General features: G+C 69.2%; 15 protein-coding genes. 9 read left to right on the plus strand and 6 right to left on the minus strand.

What is annotated here, in order from left to right:
• The first annotated feature begins 225 nt into the window (after positions 1–225).
• Positions 226–1,416, plus strand: coding sequence for an MFS transporter (locus G6N37_RS19480; protein WP_276066693.1), 1,191 nt, complete (start codon positions 226–228; stop codon positions 1,414–1,416).
• A gap of 27 nt (positions 1,417–1,443) precedes the next feature.
• On the opposite strand, the gene G6N37_RS19485 is transcribed toward G6N37_RS19480, so the two are convergent.
• Together G6N37_RS19485 and G6N37_RS19490 are read right to left on the minus strand one after the other, a co-directional pair.
• On the minus strand, positions 1,444–2,481 hold the full coding sequence (locus G6N37_RS19485) for an LLM class F420-dependent oxidoreductase (RefSeq protein ID WP_163682918.1): 1,038 nt from the start codon (positions 2,479–2,481) through the stop codon (positions 1,444–1,446).
• 12 nt (positions 2,482–2,493) lie between these two features.
• Positions 2,494–2,916 (minus strand): nuclear transport factor 2 family protein, encoded by a 423-nt coding sequence (locus tag G6N37_RS19490; RefSeq protein ID WP_163682920.1) that lies wholly within the window; start codon positions 2,914–2,916, stop codon positions 2,494–2,496.
• 121 nt (positions 2,917–3,037) lie between these two features.
• On the opposite strand from G6N37_RS19490, the gene G6N37_RS19495 reads away from it, so the two are divergent.
• Entirely contained in the window at positions 3,038–3,688 is a 651-nt protein-coding gene (locus G6N37_RS19495; protein ID WP_163682921.1) for a PadR family transcriptional regulator, read from the plus strand.
• A 31-nt stretch (positions 3,689–3,719) separates the two neighbouring features.
• On the opposite strand, the gene G6N37_RS19500 is transcribed toward G6N37_RS19495, so the two are convergent.
• A complete protein-coding gene (locus G6N37_RS19500) occupies positions 3,720–4,439 on the minus strand; it encodes an NUDIX hydrolase (protein WP_163682922.1) in 720 nt (239 codons plus the stop codon).
• A 133-nt stretch (positions 4,440–4,572) separates the two neighbouring features.
• Between G6N37_RS19500 and G6N37_RS19505 the strand changes: the two genes are divergently transcribed.
• The 3 genes from G6N37_RS19505 to G6N37_RS19515 are packed head-to-tail and all read left to right on the plus strand — an operon-like array spanning position 4,573 to position 6,861.
• The gene (locus G6N37_RS19505; protein WP_163682923.1) at positions 4,573–5,616 is read left to right on the plus strand and encodes an amidohydrolase family protein; all 1,044 of its coding nucleotides are present in this window, start codon (positions 4,573–4,575) and stop codon (positions 5,614–5,616) included.
• Positions 5,617–5,671: 55 nt separating this feature from the next.
• Complete coding sequence (locus G6N37_RS19510) at positions 5,672–6,589, plus strand: SCO6745 family protein (protein ID WP_163682924.1); 918 nt, start codon at positions 5,672–5,674, stop codon at positions 6,587–6,589.
• A 5-nt stretch (positions 6,590–6,594) separates the two neighbouring features.
• A complete protein-coding gene (locus G6N37_RS19515) occupies positions 6,595–6,861 on the plus strand; it encodes a YdeI/OmpD-associated family protein (protein WP_163682925.1) in 267 nt (88 codons plus the stop codon).
• A gap of 7 nt (positions 6,862–6,868) precedes the next feature.
• Here the strand turns inward: G6N37_RS19515 and G6N37_RS19520 are convergent, their stop codons facing one another.
• From G6N37_RS19520 to G6N37_RS19530, 3 genes are all read right to left on the minus strand, one after another.
• On the minus strand, positions 6,869–7,222 hold the full coding sequence (locus G6N37_RS19520) for a VOC family protein (RefSeq protein ID WP_163682926.1): 354 nt from the start codon (positions 7,220–7,222) through the stop codon (positions 6,869–6,871).
• 145 nt (positions 7,223–7,367) lie between these two features.
• Complete coding sequence (locus tag G6N37_RS19525) at positions 7,368–7,877, minus strand: hypothetical protein (protein ID WP_163682929.1); 510 nt, start codon at positions 7,875–7,877, stop codon at positions 7,368–7,370.
• 139 nt (positions 7,878–8,016) lie between these two features.
• Positions 8,017–8,901: a cyclopropane mycolic acid synthase family methyltransferase gene (locus G6N37_RS19530; protein WP_163682931.1), complete on the minus strand. Its 885-nt coding sequence runs from the start codon at positions 8,899–8,901 to the stop codon at positions 8,017–8,019.
• Between the two features lie 182 nt (positions 8,902–9,083).
• Between G6N37_RS19530 and G6N37_RS19535 the strand changes: the two genes are divergently transcribed.
• The 4 genes from G6N37_RS19535 (at position 9,084) to G6N37_RS19550 (ending at position 14,924) form a co-directional block, all read left to right on the plus strand.
• A complete protein-coding gene (locus G6N37_RS19535; RefSeq protein ID WP_163682933.1) occupies positions 9,084–9,677 on the plus strand; it encodes a hemerythrin domain-containing protein in 594 nt (197 codons plus the stop codon).
• A gap of 179 nt (positions 9,678–9,856) precedes the next feature.
• The gene (locus G6N37_RS19540; protein ID WP_163685270.1) at positions 9,857–11,185 is read left to right on the plus strand and encodes an MFS transporter; all 1,329 of its coding nucleotides are present in this window, start codon (positions 9,857–9,859) and stop codon (positions 11,183–11,185) included.
• Between the two features lie 260 nt (positions 11,186–11,445).
• Positions 11,446–13,434, plus strand: coding sequence for a 4-alpha-glucanotransferase (gene malQ, locus G6N37_RS19545; protein WP_163682934.1), 1,989 nt, complete (start codon positions 11,446–11,448; stop codon positions 13,432–13,434).
• A gap of 131 nt (positions 13,435–13,565) precedes the next feature.
• Positions 13,566–14,924, plus strand: coding sequence for a WS/DGAT/MGAT family O-acyltransferase (locus G6N37_RS19550; protein WP_163682935.1), 1,359 nt, complete (start codon positions 13,566–13,568; stop codon positions 14,922–14,924).
• Positions 14,925–14,926: the final 2 nt, after the last annotated feature.

The following is a 14,926-nucleotide window of genomic DNA, read 5'->3' on the forward strand; positions in this document are numbered from 1 at the left end:
ATTTGCCTTCCTCGAGTCGAGTAGTGGTATCTGTACACCAAATCGGGCGATTTGAAACCCCGGCAGCTGATTTGCCCGGCGCCTTTCCCGGTTTGCGCCGTGTGCATTCCGCGGGCGAACGGGAATAACTGCCGAGTCCACATCGTCGTTTAGGGTTCGTCGGCCCGGCCGCGCCAGCCCGCAGGGGAGGAAACGTCAGTGTCCAACCGGTCAGCAACACGGTCGCTGTCGGCCACGACGGACACCGGTGCCGCTCCGGTGGGGCCCCGTGGCGTGTTCGCGAGTGTGCTGGTGCTGTTGCTGTCCATCGGCTGGGTCGCCAACCACTTCGTCGCGCTGATGCCCTTGCTCAGCGCCCGGCAACATCTGCGCCCGGCCACGCTCGACGCCATCTTCGGCATCTACGCCCTGGGACTGCTGCCGGGTCTGCTCGTCGGCGGGCGAGCATCGGATGCGTTCGGGCGCCGGTCCGTGGCGCTGGCCGGTTCGGCGACCGCGGTGCTGGGGACGACGGCGATGCTGTGCTCACAGCAGTACGACGTGTTGCTGCTGGGACGCCTCATCGTCGGGGCCGGGGTCGGGCTGGCGATGAGTTCCTGCACCGCGTGGGCCTCCGACCTGAAGGGCCCCGCGGGGGCGGCCACCGCCGGCGCGGTGTTGATGGGCGGTTTCGCGGTCGGCCCGTTCGCGGGAGCGGTGATCGCCGGCGTCGGACCGGCCGGCGTTCGGTTGTCGTTCGGCGTCGCGGCGGCCATCGGCTTGGCGGCGATGGGCGTCGTGGTCGCCGCGGCGCGGCACAAAGGGGTCACCGCGACCGCAGGCGACCGGGCCTGGGAGCCGCCGACGACCGCCGGGCACGGCGCGGCGCGGGCGTTGAGTTGGGCCATGCCACTGGCGCCGTGGGTGTTCGCCTCGGCGACACTCGGATTCATCGCGCTACCCGGCCGCGTGCACACCGGGCTGACGGCTCCGATGGCCGCCGGCACGGCCACGCTGCTGGTCAATGGCGTCAGCGGGCTGATCCAGGTTCTCGCCCGCGCGCGCCGGTGGGGGCCGCAGGCCGGCACGGCCGGTGCGGTGCTGGCCGCGCTCGGCTACGCGGTCACCGCGCTTGCCCCACCGGCCATCCCGCTGGCGCTGGGGGTGCCGCTGTTCCTGGCGCTGGGGTGCGCGTCCGGCCTGTGTTTGCGCGAAGGCCTGATCGACCTGGAGGCCGCGGCGCCGAAACGCTTGCGCGGTGCGCTCGTTGGGGCGTTTTACGTGGTGACCTACGTCGGTTTCGGTCTGCCGCTGATCTTGACGACGGTCGGGTCGGGGGTGTCGACGGCCATCCTCGCGGTGATGGCGGCGCTGGCGCTGCTGACCGCCGTGAGCCGGGCGGTCCGACTCCGCGCAGACGCGCACCGGCAGGGCTGATCGCGCCGGGAGCGGGCGCGCAGGCGTTCACACCATTTCGCGCAGGGTCTCGATCAGCTTGATCCGTTCGGCGGGTGTGGACGCGATGGGTGCGACGTTGAGGGTGGTGACCCCCGCTTCCCGAAACGCGGCCAGCCGATCCTTGACGAACTCTCGGCTGCCGATCAGGTTCACGTCGCGCACCAGATCGTCGGGCACCACCTTGGCTGCGCCGTCCTTGTCACCGGCCAGGTAGAGCTCCTGGATCCGGTCGGCCTGCGGCCCATAACCGTACTTGGTGGCCAGCGCGTGGTAGAAGTTCTTGCCCTTGGCGCCCATTCCGCCGATGTAGAGGGCCAGGTGCGGTTTGACGAATTCCCGCAGTGATTCGACGTTTTCGCCGATGGCCAGCACCGGGCCGGCGTAGATGTCGAGCTCGCCCAGACTCGGGTCCCGCTTGGCCCGGCCGGTGGTGAGTGCCTCTCCCCACACGTCCTGCGCCTTCTCGGGCAGGTAGAAGATCGGCTGCCAGCCCTCGGCGATCTCGGCCGCGAGCTCGACGTTCTTGGGTCCCAGCGCGGCGACCAGTATCGGGATCCGCTCCCGCACAGGCTTGTTGATGAGCTTCAGCGGTTTTCCCAGCCCGGTGCCCCGGTCGGCGGGCAGCGGGATCGTGTAATACCTGCCCTGGTGTATGACGGTCTCGCGTCGCCACACCTGGCGGCAGATGTCGATCACTTCGCGAGTCCGGGCGATCGGCGCGTCGTAGGGAACACCGTGGAAACCCTCGATGACTTGCGGGCCGGATGCGCCAAGCCCGAGGGTGAATCGACCGTCGGAGACGTAGTCCAGACCGGCTGCGGTCATCGCGGTCAGCGTGGGCGTTCTGGTGTAGAGCTGCAAGATCCCCGAGGCCAGTCCGACCCGATCGGTGCTGGCGGCCAGGTAACCGAGCGCGCTCACCGCGTCGAACGAGTACGCCTCGGGGACGAAGACGATGTCGAGCCCGGCGCGCTCGAGGTCGGCCACTTCGGCGGCCACGTCCTTGAAGCCGCCGGCATAGTTGATGGCCAGTCCGATTCGCATGTTCGCCTGCTCCTACGCGGTGGTGAATTCGTCGGCCAGTTCGAGCGCCTCCTGCTGGATCCGCTCGAACTGGGCACCCATGGCCTCCGACAGTGCCTTCGCGCCCGATAGCGGCCGCACCATGACCATGAAGTCGTCGATGAGACCGTCCTTGTTGACGTGCAGGAAGTCGCAACCGGTGATCTTGACTCCCGGCGCCCCGATGATCCCCGTCTCGAACACCAGCGCGTGGTCGCCGCCGCTGCCGTCGTGGATCTCACGCACGTAGCGAAAGTCCTCGAAGATCCGCATCACGCCGCGCAGGATCGCCGCCGTTATCGGCTTGCCGACATAGGGCTTGAACGCCACCGGGCTGGTGAACACCACGCCATCGGCAAGCAGCGCCTGCATGCCCCTCTCGTCGCGTTCTTCGACCGCCTTGCGGAACGGATGCATCCCACACCTCGCCTAGTGGATTCGTTTCAGAAGTGTCGTTGACGCTATGCCGTCCACCCCAACGTGTCCAGGGTGCGATTAATCACTTTGTTGATTACTCAACACGAGGTAGCCTTCTTCGGTGTCGCTGCGTGACGCGGTATTGGCCGCCCTGCTCGAGGGGGAGTCGTCGGGCTACGACCTGGCCAAAGACTTCGACGCGTCGGTCGCGAACTTCTGGATGGCCACCCCGCAGCAGCTGTACCGCGAACTCGACCGGCTCGCCGAGCAAGGTCTCATCCAGGCGCGCCTCGTGCACCAAGAACGCCGGCCCAACAAGCGTCTGTTTGCACTGACCGACGCCGGCCGCGACGCGATCCGGGAGTTCACCGGTCAGCCGCCGAAGCCGTTGGCGATCCGCGACGAGCTCCTGGTCAAGGTCCAGGCCGCAGACGCCGGCGACACCCCGGCCGTGCGCGAATTCGTCAGCGAACGCCTGCGGTGGGCCACGGCGAAACTGCAACGCTACGAACGGTTACGGGCACGAGTGCTCAACGGCCGCGACGAGGAAGAATACCTGGCCCAGGCCGAGCGAATCGGCCCCTACCTGACGCTGCTGCGCGGAATCATGTTCGAGGAAGAGAACATTCGATGGGCCGAGCGCGCACTGGCGGTCATCGACCACCGACTCTCCGCGGCGGCTGAGTCGGCCGCGAGCTCACCGCGTCGCCGGGCTGCCGCTGGCCGAGCAGCTCATCCTGACCGACCTCGGGAACGTTCCCGTCGTCGGTGAACTTCGCACGCTTGCCAGGTTTCTTCGACGGCTACCGCCACGCGAAGACCGGTTGCTCCAGCTCATCGACGGGATCGTGGCGGCCCTCCAGACACCACCACCGCACTTGCAGCAGCACGGCACCCGTCGGTGCGTGAATCAGGTCGTTCCCCAGCGGGATCTGCACGACGGGGCGGGGGCTCTCCGGAATGGTGACAAATCGCGGCGAGTCGTCGCGCTGCAATTGGTGCAGGCCCACCCGGTACACGGCCACCACCTCGTCGGGCGCCGGGTGCGGATCGAGACGTCCGCCGCCCCAGATCACGACCGGGGTGATGACGTAGCCGGACCGCGTCGGGTAGTCGTCCAGGAGGCCTAGCACGGTCGAGCCGGGCAGGTCGATGTCGACCTCCTCGTGCAGTTCCCTGAGCGCCGCGTCGACGGCGGTCTCGCCCGGGTCGAGCCGGCCACCGGGCAGCGCCCACTGCGCCGCGTGCGCGTTGAGCCGAGACGCCCTGCGGCACAACAGGAAAGCCGCACCACCGGATACGCCGACCATGCGGCCGTCGAGACCGGGCTCCGGCATCGGACGATCGCCGATCCACTCGGCCACCGGCGCGGGATCCACCCGGTCCTCGCCCAGGCTCGAGTCGACCAGCACGACGGCGACCGCCGCATGCCGCTTCTCCGGGTCGGTCACCTCGCGACGATAATGGCGCGCCAGGTGGCCCTTGATCCGGTCGCGGAGCGCCTCGTCGTACGGGATGGTCACGCGTTCGAGACTATGCGGGCATGGCCGGCGCGCCGCGGACTGTTGCCGCAAGGGCGATCCCGGGCCCGCCGGATGCTCCGGGTGAACGCCGGGCGCCCCGGCGTCGTAGGTGTCCATGTATGGGAGGAGAAGGATGAAGGTCATCGGTTTCGAAGAGCACTACAGGCTCCCGGCGATAGGCGATGAACACCGCAACGACGGGCAGGGCGGGGCGACCGAACTCCTCAAGGAGACGGGTTACGGCTCGCCCGGTCCGGAAGGAGAATGGCCGCCGGGCATCAACGACCTGGGCGAGGGCCGCATCGCCGCGATGGACGCCGCGGGCGTCGATATGCAGATCCTCTCGCACTCCGTCCCCGGCCCCGAGACGCTGGAGCCGGCGGTCGGGGTCGAGCTGGCCCGGCGGGCCAACGACGCGGTGGTGGCCGCGGTAGCCCGGCACCCGGACCGCTTCCGCGGCTTCGCCACGCTGCCGATGCGCGATCCGGCCGCGGCCGCGGGCGAGCTCGAACGCACCGTCCGCGATCACGGCTTCGTGGGCGCCCTCATCAACGGTCACATCAGCGGGCGCTATCTCGATGACACGTTCTTCTGGCCGGTGTTCGAAACCGCCGAATCACTCGGTGTGCCAATCTTTTTGCACCCCACGATGCCGCCACGACCGGTCATCGACACCTACTACGCCGGCTTCGACCCGAAGATCACCGCCCGACTGGCGGGGGCGGGAGTCGGCTGGCACATCGACACGGGGGTGCACTGCCTGCGGCTGATCCTCGGCGGGGTGTTCGACCGGTTCCCCCGGCTGCAGATCATCGTGGGCCACCACTTCGAGGGGCTGAGCTGGATGGGCTGGCGAACCGACTACTCGTTTCCGCCGGAGGTCACCGGCCTCAAGCGCACCGTCAAGGAGTACCTTCGGGAGAACTTCTACGGCGGCATCCTCGCCGGCGACTTCTTCAACCAGGAGCCCGGCGCGATGGACCCCAGCTGGAGCCTGTCCTTCCACGCGTATCAGGCGATGGTGAACGTCATCGGCATCGACCGTGTCGTGTTCACCGCCGACTATCCCTACGGAAACATCAAGGCGTGCCGGCAGTTTCTCGACCGGATGCCCATCGGCGAAGACGATCGAGAAAAGATCGCCCACCGCAACGCCGAGCGTCTGCTGAGGCTTTGAGCCGCCGGACCGTCATCAGAGCCGCCCGAATGGGCGGGTGTGGTTAACTGCGACCGTGCAAAGGGAACCGGTGCTGGCCCGGCGCTTCTTCGATCGCTACGAGCCGGTGCACGCCGTGACATATTTCGCCCCGGAGGCTCGCGCGGCGTTGGACGGGCTGGGTTACCGGGGTTTCTGGATGGGCTACTTCGCGGCCCGCTCGGCGCCGCTGGGCATGGTGCCGCGCGAGGTCGTCACCGCGATCTTCTACAACTTCGCCCCCGAGCGGGTCGCCAAGGCGTTACCCGCGGCCTGGCAGGTCGCCGGTCCCGACGCGGCGCTGCACGCCCGGCAGGAGTCCGCCGTCGCGGCCCTACGCCGCTACGGCCTGAACACGGACGAAAACGTTCGCGTCGCAGCGGAATTGGCGGGGAGGGCGGCCCGGCAGGCGCCGCTGGACGGACGCCCCCTGTTCGCCGCGAACCTGGCGCTGCCGTGGCCGGAGGATCCATTGGCCGCGCTGTGGCACGCGACGACGTTGTTACGCGAGCATCGCGGCGACGCGCACGTAGCGGTGCTGGCCGCCGCCGGGGTCTCGGGCCGGGAGTCCAACGTGTTGCACGCCGCCGCGGGCGGGGTCCCGCGCGAGTACATCGCGCGCACCCGCGACTACGACGAGGCGGCGTGGCGGCATCACGAGCAGCGCCTGGCCGAGCGGGGCCTGCTCCACGATGACGGCTCGCTGACCACGGCCGGCAGGGACCTGAAGGACCACATCGAGCGGTCCACCGATGCGCTCTCCCTGTCGGCGCTCGACGCGCTCGGCGACCAGGAGGTGGAAACGCTGTTCCGGGCGCTCACGCCGATCACCCGTGCCGTGGTCGCCGGCGGCGATGTCCCCGACCTCACCCCGATGTCGTTGCGCCGCGACGAATTGCACGACGACGGCGCGCATTTGCCTTCTCAGCCGCCGCGGGACGACGGGTTAATCTAGGCCCCATGAGCAGTCAGCGGATACCCGGCGGGGTCGTGCACGAGCTCCCCACAGACCTGCGCGAGTCGCTGATCGGCAATGCCACCGCGCTCGCCGCGTGGAAGGACATCACGCCGCTGGCCCGCAACGAGTTCATCTGCTGGGTCGAGGACGCCAAGCAGGAGGCGACCAGGCAGCGCCGCATTCGCCGGACGCAGGAGGAGCTCGAAGAAGGCAAGCGCCGGCCGTGCTGCTGGCCGGGATGCAAGCACCGCGAGCGCACCGGGAGATGAACGCGGGTCAGCGTCCCAGCGACTTGTAGAACACCAGGCCGTTGCCCTTGTTGTCGTAGACCACGGCGCGGCGTTCGTGCGCGTCGTCGTACGGGCCTTTGACGATGCCGCCGCCGCTGGCCTCCACCGCCTTGGCCGCGGCGTCGACGTCGGCGGTCTTGATGCCGACGACGACCTGACCCGGTATCGGATGGTCCACGTCGGTCGCCAGCGCGAGCGTGACCGGGCCGCCGTCGAGGGCGGCGAAGTGGGCCCCGTCGCGAAATTTCAGCGGCATGCCCAGCGTCTCGCTGTAGAACCGGATCGACTCGTCGAGGTCATCGGTCGACAGGACGATCATCTTGACTTCGTGCTCGCTCACGGGCCCTCCTCTGGCGGTGGATGGCATTCAGATTAGGCCCGGGGCGCAGGCCGGGAGACGACGGGGACGCGACAAAGGGCGCCGAGCGCTGGACACCTTGTGCGGCAGGGGCATTGACGCAGTCAGCCCCTATCACGGCCCAGAGTCAGGTGCGGCCGGCCGGAACGATCTGCCCGTCAAGGTAATCCATCGGCGGGCCGTCGCCGTGCCCCGCGTCGCGGTCGGCCACAGCGGTGGCCAGGGCGGTGCCATCCTGAATGGTCCCGACGATTTCGATGTGGTCGTTAACCGTGAAATGCGTTATGGCAGTGGCTGGTTGGCCGCCGCCGTGCGCGATGAAGGTGGTGTTGGGGGTGACGAGATACGTCTGGGTGTAGCCGTTGGCGCTGCGCGCGGTGACCGAGCCCGCCGACACGGCGATCACCGTTCCCTCCTGCCGCACCGGCTGCGAGGCCGGGGGCGGCTCCTGGCTGGCCTCGACCGTTCGCCTGTCGTTATGCGGCGCGTTGAGCACCAGGGCTGTCAGGGCCGCCGCGCACAGCGTCGAAGCGGAGACGACATCGCATACCGTCGCGACGCCCGCCCCCCGCCGCACGGCGGGATCCGCGGGCCGACTTTGCTGCGGCGTCGGGATCATTCGATGCTTGGCACTCACGAGCAATCCTTCCCTGCGGTTTCGCGCCGACGAAGGTCGACGCGTACCGAATCAGGTTGTTGCTCGTGGTTTTACCCCGGGGGTGGCGCTGATAAACCGGTCCGGTGTCGGCCCGTCCGGATCGACCCCTCGCGGGTGGTCAGCCCTTGGCGAGGGTGAACTGCGCGACGTCGGTGTAGCCCTCGCGGAACAGGTCGGCGCAACCGGTCAGGTACTTCATGTACCGGTCGTAGACCTCCTGGGACTGGATCGCGACGGCCTCGTCGCGGCGTGATTCGAGCGCTGCCGCCCAGGTGTCGAGGGTCCGGGCGTAGTGCAGGCGCAGCGGCTGGACGAGCTTGACCCCGAAGCCGGCGCGCTCGGCGTGCTCGACGACGGTCTTGGCGGCGGGCAGGTCACCGCCCGGGAAGATCTCGTCCATGATGAATTTCATGAACCGCAGCTTCGTCATCGTGATGGGCAGCCCGCGCTCGGCGAATTCTTCGCCGCTGGGCTGGATGATGGTGTGCAGCATCATCACCCCGTCGGCGGGCAGCGCCTCGTAGGCCATCTTGAAGAAGTCGGGGTACCGGTCCCGCCCGAAGTGCTCGAAGGCGCCGATGGACACGATGCGGTCCACCCTTTCGTCGAACTGCTCCCAGCCCTGCAGCAGCACCCGCTTGCTGCGCGGGCTGGGGTGCTGATCCAGACGCCGCTGCACGTGCGCCTGCTGGTTGCGGCTCAGGGTCAGGCCGACGACGTTGACGTCGTAGCGCTCGAGCGCCCGCACGATGGTGGTGCCCCAGCCGCAGCCGATGTCCAGCAGCGTCTGCCCTGCCTGCAGGCCGAGCTTGCCCAGCGACAGGTCGACCTTCGCGAGCTGCGCCTCTTCCAGGGTCATGTCGTCGCGTTCGAAGTAGGCGCAGCTGTAGGTCCGCGTGGGGTCCAGGAAGAGCGCGAAGAACTCGTCGGACAAGTCGTAGTGTGCCTGGACGTCGTCGAAATGCGGTTCCAGGTTTGCGGGCTCACTGCGATTTTCCGACACGAACAACCTCTGACATCGGTGGGGCTTGACGGCGTGCGATCGCGGTCGATCGGCACGCTGGTGCCCTAGTGTATCCGGACGGTTCGCGCGGCCCCGCCGGCGTGTTCCCCCGGTTGACTGGTTCCGTGGCCATGGGACACCATGGCCGCGAACCGTAGCGGTGAGGGAGGTGGGGCGTCGCGATGGCTGACATCACCATGTTGATCCTCGCCGACCACGAGTGGTTCCGCGAACAGTTCGCCAGGCTGGACGACCTGCAGGCCCAGACGCCGGCGGACCAAACCGCGCTGGCGCGGTTGTGGCGTCCCCTCGCCGACAAGCTGGACGTGCACGCCTACGTCGAAGAGAAGATCTTCTACCCGCAGTTGCTGAGGCGGGGCACGGACGACGCCGAAGGCGAGACGCTCGACGCCATCGGGGACCACAACGACATCCGCGACGGGGTGCGCGACGCCAACGCCGCCCCCGTCGGCACCGACCAGTGGTGGGCGGCGGTCGGACGCACCCGCGAGGCCAACGACGACCACATGGCTGAGGAGGAGCGGGAAGGGCTGTCGGATTTCCGCCGCAGCGCTCCGATCGGCCTTCGCGAAGCGCTGGGGCGGCAATACAGCGATTTCATGGCCGAACATCCCACGACCGAGGGGTTGCCGATCGTCGACCGCGATCCGCAACGCTATGTCGAGGATTTCGGGGTGACCGCGCGGTCCGCGCCGAAGGAGCCTTCCACACCCAAGGACTTCTCGCTCCGCATCGGCAGCCTGCAAGGTCAGTGAGTTCCCGCCGGGGTACCCCCGCTCGCTAGCATCGGCCACCGGTCGATGCAGACGAGAGAGCCGGTTGGGAGTGTGAGTTGTTCGGCCCGCGAGACTTCTGGGTACGCAATCCGTCGATGAGTGCACGGGGCCGCCGAAGGAAATGGGCACGCAACGAGATCAGGGTCGCCGACCCGGCCATGCGCCAGACCATCATGGGGACCGCCATCGGCAACTTCATGGAGTGGTACGACTTCGGGGTCTACGGCTACATCGCCACCACCATCGCCCAGGTGTTCTATCCCGGTAAGAGCGTCAGCGGCGTCCACCTGATCGCGACGTTCGGCACCCTGGCGGCAGCGTTCGTGGTGCGCCCGCTCGGCGGGTTCATCTTCGGCCCGCTCGGCGACCGCATCGGACGGCACCGGGTGCTTGTCGTCACCATCCTGATGATGACGGTGAGCACCACCGTCACCGGTTTGCTGCCCGGCTACAGCGCGATCGGGATCTGGGCGCCGATCCTGCTCGTGATCGCCCGCATCTTCCAGGGCCTGTCGACCGGCGGTGAGTACGTCGGCGCGATGACCTATCTGGTCGAGCAGGCTCCCGACCACAGACGCGGCATGATGGTCGGCTTCCTGCCGATGGGCAACCTCGTCGGGTTCGTGCTCGCCGGGATGCTGGTGACCGGACTGCAGACCTGGCTGCCCGAGAACGACATGCTGACGTACGGCTGGCGGATTCCTCTGCTGCTGGGTTTGCCCTTCGGGCTGTTCGCGCTGTTTCTGCGGCTACGGCTCGAGGAGTCGTCCGCCTACGAGAAGGCGACCGATGGCGTACACCCGGCCGGCGGCGGCCGGCAGCAACTTCGGCACACGGTCATCGACCAGTGGCGGGGCCTGCTGATCTGCGCGGCCCTCGTGCTGACCTCACAGGTCGCCGACTTCATGCTGACCGGCTACCTGCCGACGTATCTCAAGCTGTTCGTGCGCGTCGGCCACTCCGCCGGACTGGTGATGATCGTGGTGACGCTGGCGATCCTGATGGTCACCGTGGTGCTCGTGGCCGCGCTGTCCGATCGCGTCGGCGTCAAGCCGATCATGTGGACCGGCTGCGCACTGCTGATCGTGGGCTCCATTCCCGCGTTCCTGCTCATCCGGTTCGGCGGCGTCTACCCGGTGATCTTCATCGGCGTGCTGCTGATCGGGTTGATGGAACTCTGCTTCGACAGCACCGCGCCCGCCATGCTGCCTGCCCTGTTTCCCACCAACGTGCGCTACGGGGCGCTGGCCATCTCCTACAACATCTCGATCTCGGCCGTGGGCGGCACCACGCCGCTGATCGCCCAGGCGTTGGTGTCGGGCACCGGGAACGTCATGGCACCCGCGTACATGCTCATCTTCGGTGGCCTGGTGGGGGCCGTCACGCTGCTGTTCACGCCCGAGGTCGCCAGGAAGCCGCTGCCCGGATCCGGGCCCGCCGTGGAAACCGAGCAGGAGGCGCGCGAGCTGGCCGACGACGTCCGGTAGCCGGCCCGGTCAAACGCGTTGCCCACGAGGCGCTTTCGAGCGGATATTTTCGCGGGCCGAATCAATCGCCGAATCGCAGGACCATGCCGTGCAGATCGCGCGGCGGGTCATCTTCCAGGCGACCGCCTATTAGGCGAAAGTGACTGCCACCAAACGTGTTTGAGTGGCGCGTGTGAGAAGCCCCGGCTTGGGTATATAGGCGGTGTGCTTCACCGTCACCGTCCCATCGCCCCCGTCGGCGCCCCATCCCGGCCGGCGCGTTGACGGCGCGGCCCAAGCCGGTTGACGACGACCTGCGTCGGTTGGCCGCGGCACACGGGGTGGCGACCTCCTACCGAAACGAGCGGCGAGAGCCCGTGGAGGTCGACGCCGACGTCGTCATCCGGGTGCTCGGGCTGCTCGACGTCGACGCGGCGAGCGAAGCCGACCGGCGCCGCGAGTTGGCCCGGCTGGCCGAGCGCGACCGGGCCGGCGCCCTGGCGCCCACCGTCGCCGTACGCGCGGACGGGCGTGCCCGGCCGCTCCCCCGCGCCGCCCTGTTGGTGAGCGAGAACGGCGACCGGATTGACGTCCGCGACGAGTTGCCGGGCGACCTGACCGTGGGCTGGTATCGGCTGCACCTGCGTGACGGCCAGGAGGCCACGCTGGTGGCCGCCCCGCCGCGGGTGCCGCCGACGCCGGCAACCTGGGGCTGGATGTTGCAGCTCTACGCGCTGCGGTCGGCCCGGTCCTGGGGTGTGGGCGACCTGGGTGACCTGCGGGAATTCCTCGAGTGGACCGCCTCCGAGCACGGCGCGGGCGCGGTGCTGCTCAATCCGCTGCACGCGCCCGGCCCGACGCATCCGGTGCAGCCATCGCCGTACACCCCCTCCAGCCGACGGTTCGCCAATCCGCTCGCGTTGCGCGTCGAGGACCTCGACGCCTACCGCCGAGCCGATCCGCACACCCGCGCGGAGGTGGACGCGCTGCGGGTCTCGGCGAGGACCGAGCGCATCGATTACGACCTGGTGTGGGCGGCCAAACGGTCGGCATTGGAGCTGCTGTGGCGCGCCGAAGGCCGTCCCCGCCCGCTGGACGAAACGGCCGCGGCTACGGGTCTGCGCGACTGGGCCACGTACTGCGCCCTGGCCGAGCGCCACGGCGGCCGGTGGACCCGGTGGCCCGCCTCACTGCGCGACGTCGGCGGGCCGGCGGTCGCGGCGGCCCGCCGTGAGCTGGCACCGCGGGTGGCGTTCCACGCCTGGGTGCAGCGGCGCTGCGACGAGCAGCTGACCGCGGTGCGCGATGGCGCTCGGCGCGCGGGCATGGCGCTCGGCGTGCTGCACGACCTGCCGGTGGGAGTGGACGCCGACGGCGCCGACGCGTGGGCGCTGGCCGACGTGCTCGCCGCCGGGGTGAGCGTCGGGGCGCCACCGGACAACTTCACCCCGCGCGGGCAGGACTGGGGGCTGCCGCCGTGGCGTCCGGACCGGCTCGCCGCCACCGGGTACGCCGCGCTGCGGGACATGCTGCGCGCGGTGCTCGCGCACGCCGACGGTCTGCGGATCGACCATGTCGCCGGGCTGTGGCGCCTGTGGTGGATACCGCCGGGGGACGGCCCGGATCGCGGAACCTACGTGCACTACGACGCCGACGTGATGCTCGCGGTCCTGGCGCTGGAGGCGCACCGGGCGGGGGCGGCCGTCGTGGGCGAGGATCTGGGCACCGTCGAACCGGAGGTGACGCAGGCGCTGGCCGACAACGAGATGCTCGGGTGCGCCGTGTCCTGGTTCACCCGGGACCAGTCCGCGCCGGACGAGCCGCTGCTCCCTCCGGCGAAGTGGCCGTCGCGGGCGGCCGCCAGCCTGTCCACCCACGACCTGCCGACCGCCGCGGGCTTCCTCCGCGGCGAACACGTGCGGGCCCGCGCCGACCTCGGTCTGCTCGACGACGTGGCGGGCGAGCAGTCGGTGGCCGACAAGGAACGCGCCGAGTGGCTGGAGCTGCTGCGCTCCGAGGGGCTGCTGACGGGCCCGGAACCGGACGAAGCGGCGATCATCACCGCGATGCACCGGTTGCTCGCGGCGACCCCCAGCCGACTCAAGTTGATTTCGCCCTACGACGTGCTGGCCGAACCGCGCCAGCCCAATCTGCCGGGCACCATCGACGAGTATCCGAACTGGCGGCTCCCGCTCCCGCAGACGTTGGAGGAGCTGCGCGCCGACCCCAGGGTCGCCGAGATCATCGCCGCCTTCCGCCACTCGCGGTAGCCGGCGGACAGGACGCGCCAAAACCCGGCGGGACTCGGCGCGGCTTTCGCGATTAGCAAACGCGCGCTGCGGCTACTAGGAGATGGGCATGTGCCGTGCGGACGGTGCAGCGGAGGGATTGGGAGTCGACCATGGAACCGATATCGCCGACGGACGCGCTGTTCCTCATCGGCGAGTCGCGCGAACACCCGATGCATGTGGGATCGCTGCAACTCTTCGAACCGCCCGAGGACGCCGGGCCGCACTTCGTCCGCGAGTCCTACCAGGCCATGCTCGAGTGCACGGACGTGCAACCCACGTTCCGCAAGCACCCGGCCTTTTTCGGCGGCCTGACCAACCTCGCATGGTCGTTCGACAACGACGTCGAGCTGGACTACCACCTGCGCCGCTCCGCCCTCCCGGAGCCTGGGCGGGTCCGGGACCTGCTGGAGCTGGCGTCGCGCCTGCACGGCAGCCTTCTCGACCGCCACCGCCCGCTGTGGGAGGCCCACCTGGTCGAGGGGCTGCAGGACGGTCGGTACGCCGTCTACACCAAATACCACCACTCCCTCATGGACGGCGTGTCCGCGATGCGCCTGGTGCAGCGCGCCTTCACCCCCGATCCGGAGGACAACGAGGTGCGCGTCCCGTGGGCCCTCGGGCCGCGCAAACGCGGCGGTGGGCAGAAACGCCGATCACTGTTCGAGCGCGCGGGCGGGGCCGCGGCGTCGGCGCTGGGCCTGGCGCCCTCCACGCTGAAGCTCGCGCGGGCAGCGCTGCTGGAACAACAGCTCACCCTGCCGTTCCGGGCGCCGCGCAGCATGTTCAACGTCCGGATCGGCGGCGCCCGGCGGGTGGCCGCACAGTCGTGGTCGCTGGACCGGATCAAAGCGGTCAAGTCGGCGACCGGGGTCACGGTCAACGACGTCGTGCTCGCCATGTGTGCCGGGGCCCTCCGGGCCTACCTACTCGAACAGGGCGCCCTGCCGGACGCCCCGCTGACCGCGATGGTGCCGGTCAATCTCCGCAAGGCGGACGACGACCGCGGCGGCAACCAGGTCGGAACGTTCCTGTGCAACCTGGCAACGGATCTCGATGATCCGGCCGGGCGTCTCGAGGCCGTCAGCGCCTCGATCCGCGACACCAAAGACGTGTTCCAGCAGTTGCCCCCGGTTCAGCAACTGGCCCTGTCGGCGTTCAACATCGGCGGGCTGTTCTTCGGGCTGATCCCCGGCTACCTGTCGGCGGCGTCACCGCCGTTCAACATCGTCATCTCCAACGTCTCGACCGGTCCCTCCGAGCCGCTGTACTGGCGTGGCGCGCGGCTGGACGGGAACTATCCGCTGTCCATTCCGCTCGACGGGCAGGCGGTCAACATCACCGTCACCAACAACGCCGACAACCTCGACTTCGGCCTGGTGGGCTGCCGGCGCAGCGTCCCGCACCTGCAGCGGTTGCTGGGCCACCTCGAGACGTCGCTGAAGGACCTGGAGCGCGCCGTCGGCGTGTGAGG

Source organism: Mycobacterium seoulense (assembly GCF_010731595.1).
Classification (GTDB): domain Bacteria; phylum Actinomycetota; class Actinomycetes; order Mycobacteriales; family Mycobacteriaceae; genus Mycobacterium; species Mycobacterium seoulense.

Excerpts from the sequence above, each read along its gene's own strand:
- G6N37_RS19485 (WP_163682918.1), bottom strand. The coding sequence starts at position 2,481 with ATGCGAATCGGACTGGCCATCAACTATGCCGGCGGCTTCAAGGACGTG.
- G6N37_RS19490 (WP_163682920.1), bottom strand. The coding sequence starts at position 2,916 with ATGCATCCGTTCCGCAAGGCGGTCGAAGAACGCGACGAGAGGGGCATG.
- G6N37_RS19505 (WP_163682923.1), top strand. The coding sequence starts at position 4,573 with ATGAAGGTCATCGGTTTCGAAGAGCACTACAGGCTCCCGGCGATAGGC.
- G6N37_RS19515 (WP_163682925.1), top strand. The coding sequence starts at position 6,595 with ATGAGCAGTCAGCGGATACCCGGCGGGGTCGTGCACGAGCTCCCCACA.
- G6N37_RS19535 (WP_163682933.1), top strand. The coding sequence starts at position 9,084 with ATGGCTGACATCACCATGTTGATCCTCGCCGACCACGAGTGGTTCCGC.
- G6N37_RS19540 (WP_163685270.1), top strand. The coding sequence starts at position 9,857 with ATGCGCCAGACCATCATGGGGACCGCCATCGGCAACTTCATGGAGTGG.
- G6N37_RS19550 (WP_163682935.1), top strand. The coding sequence starts at position 13,566 with ATGGAACCGATATCGCCGACGGACGCGCTGTTCCTCATCGGCGAGTCG.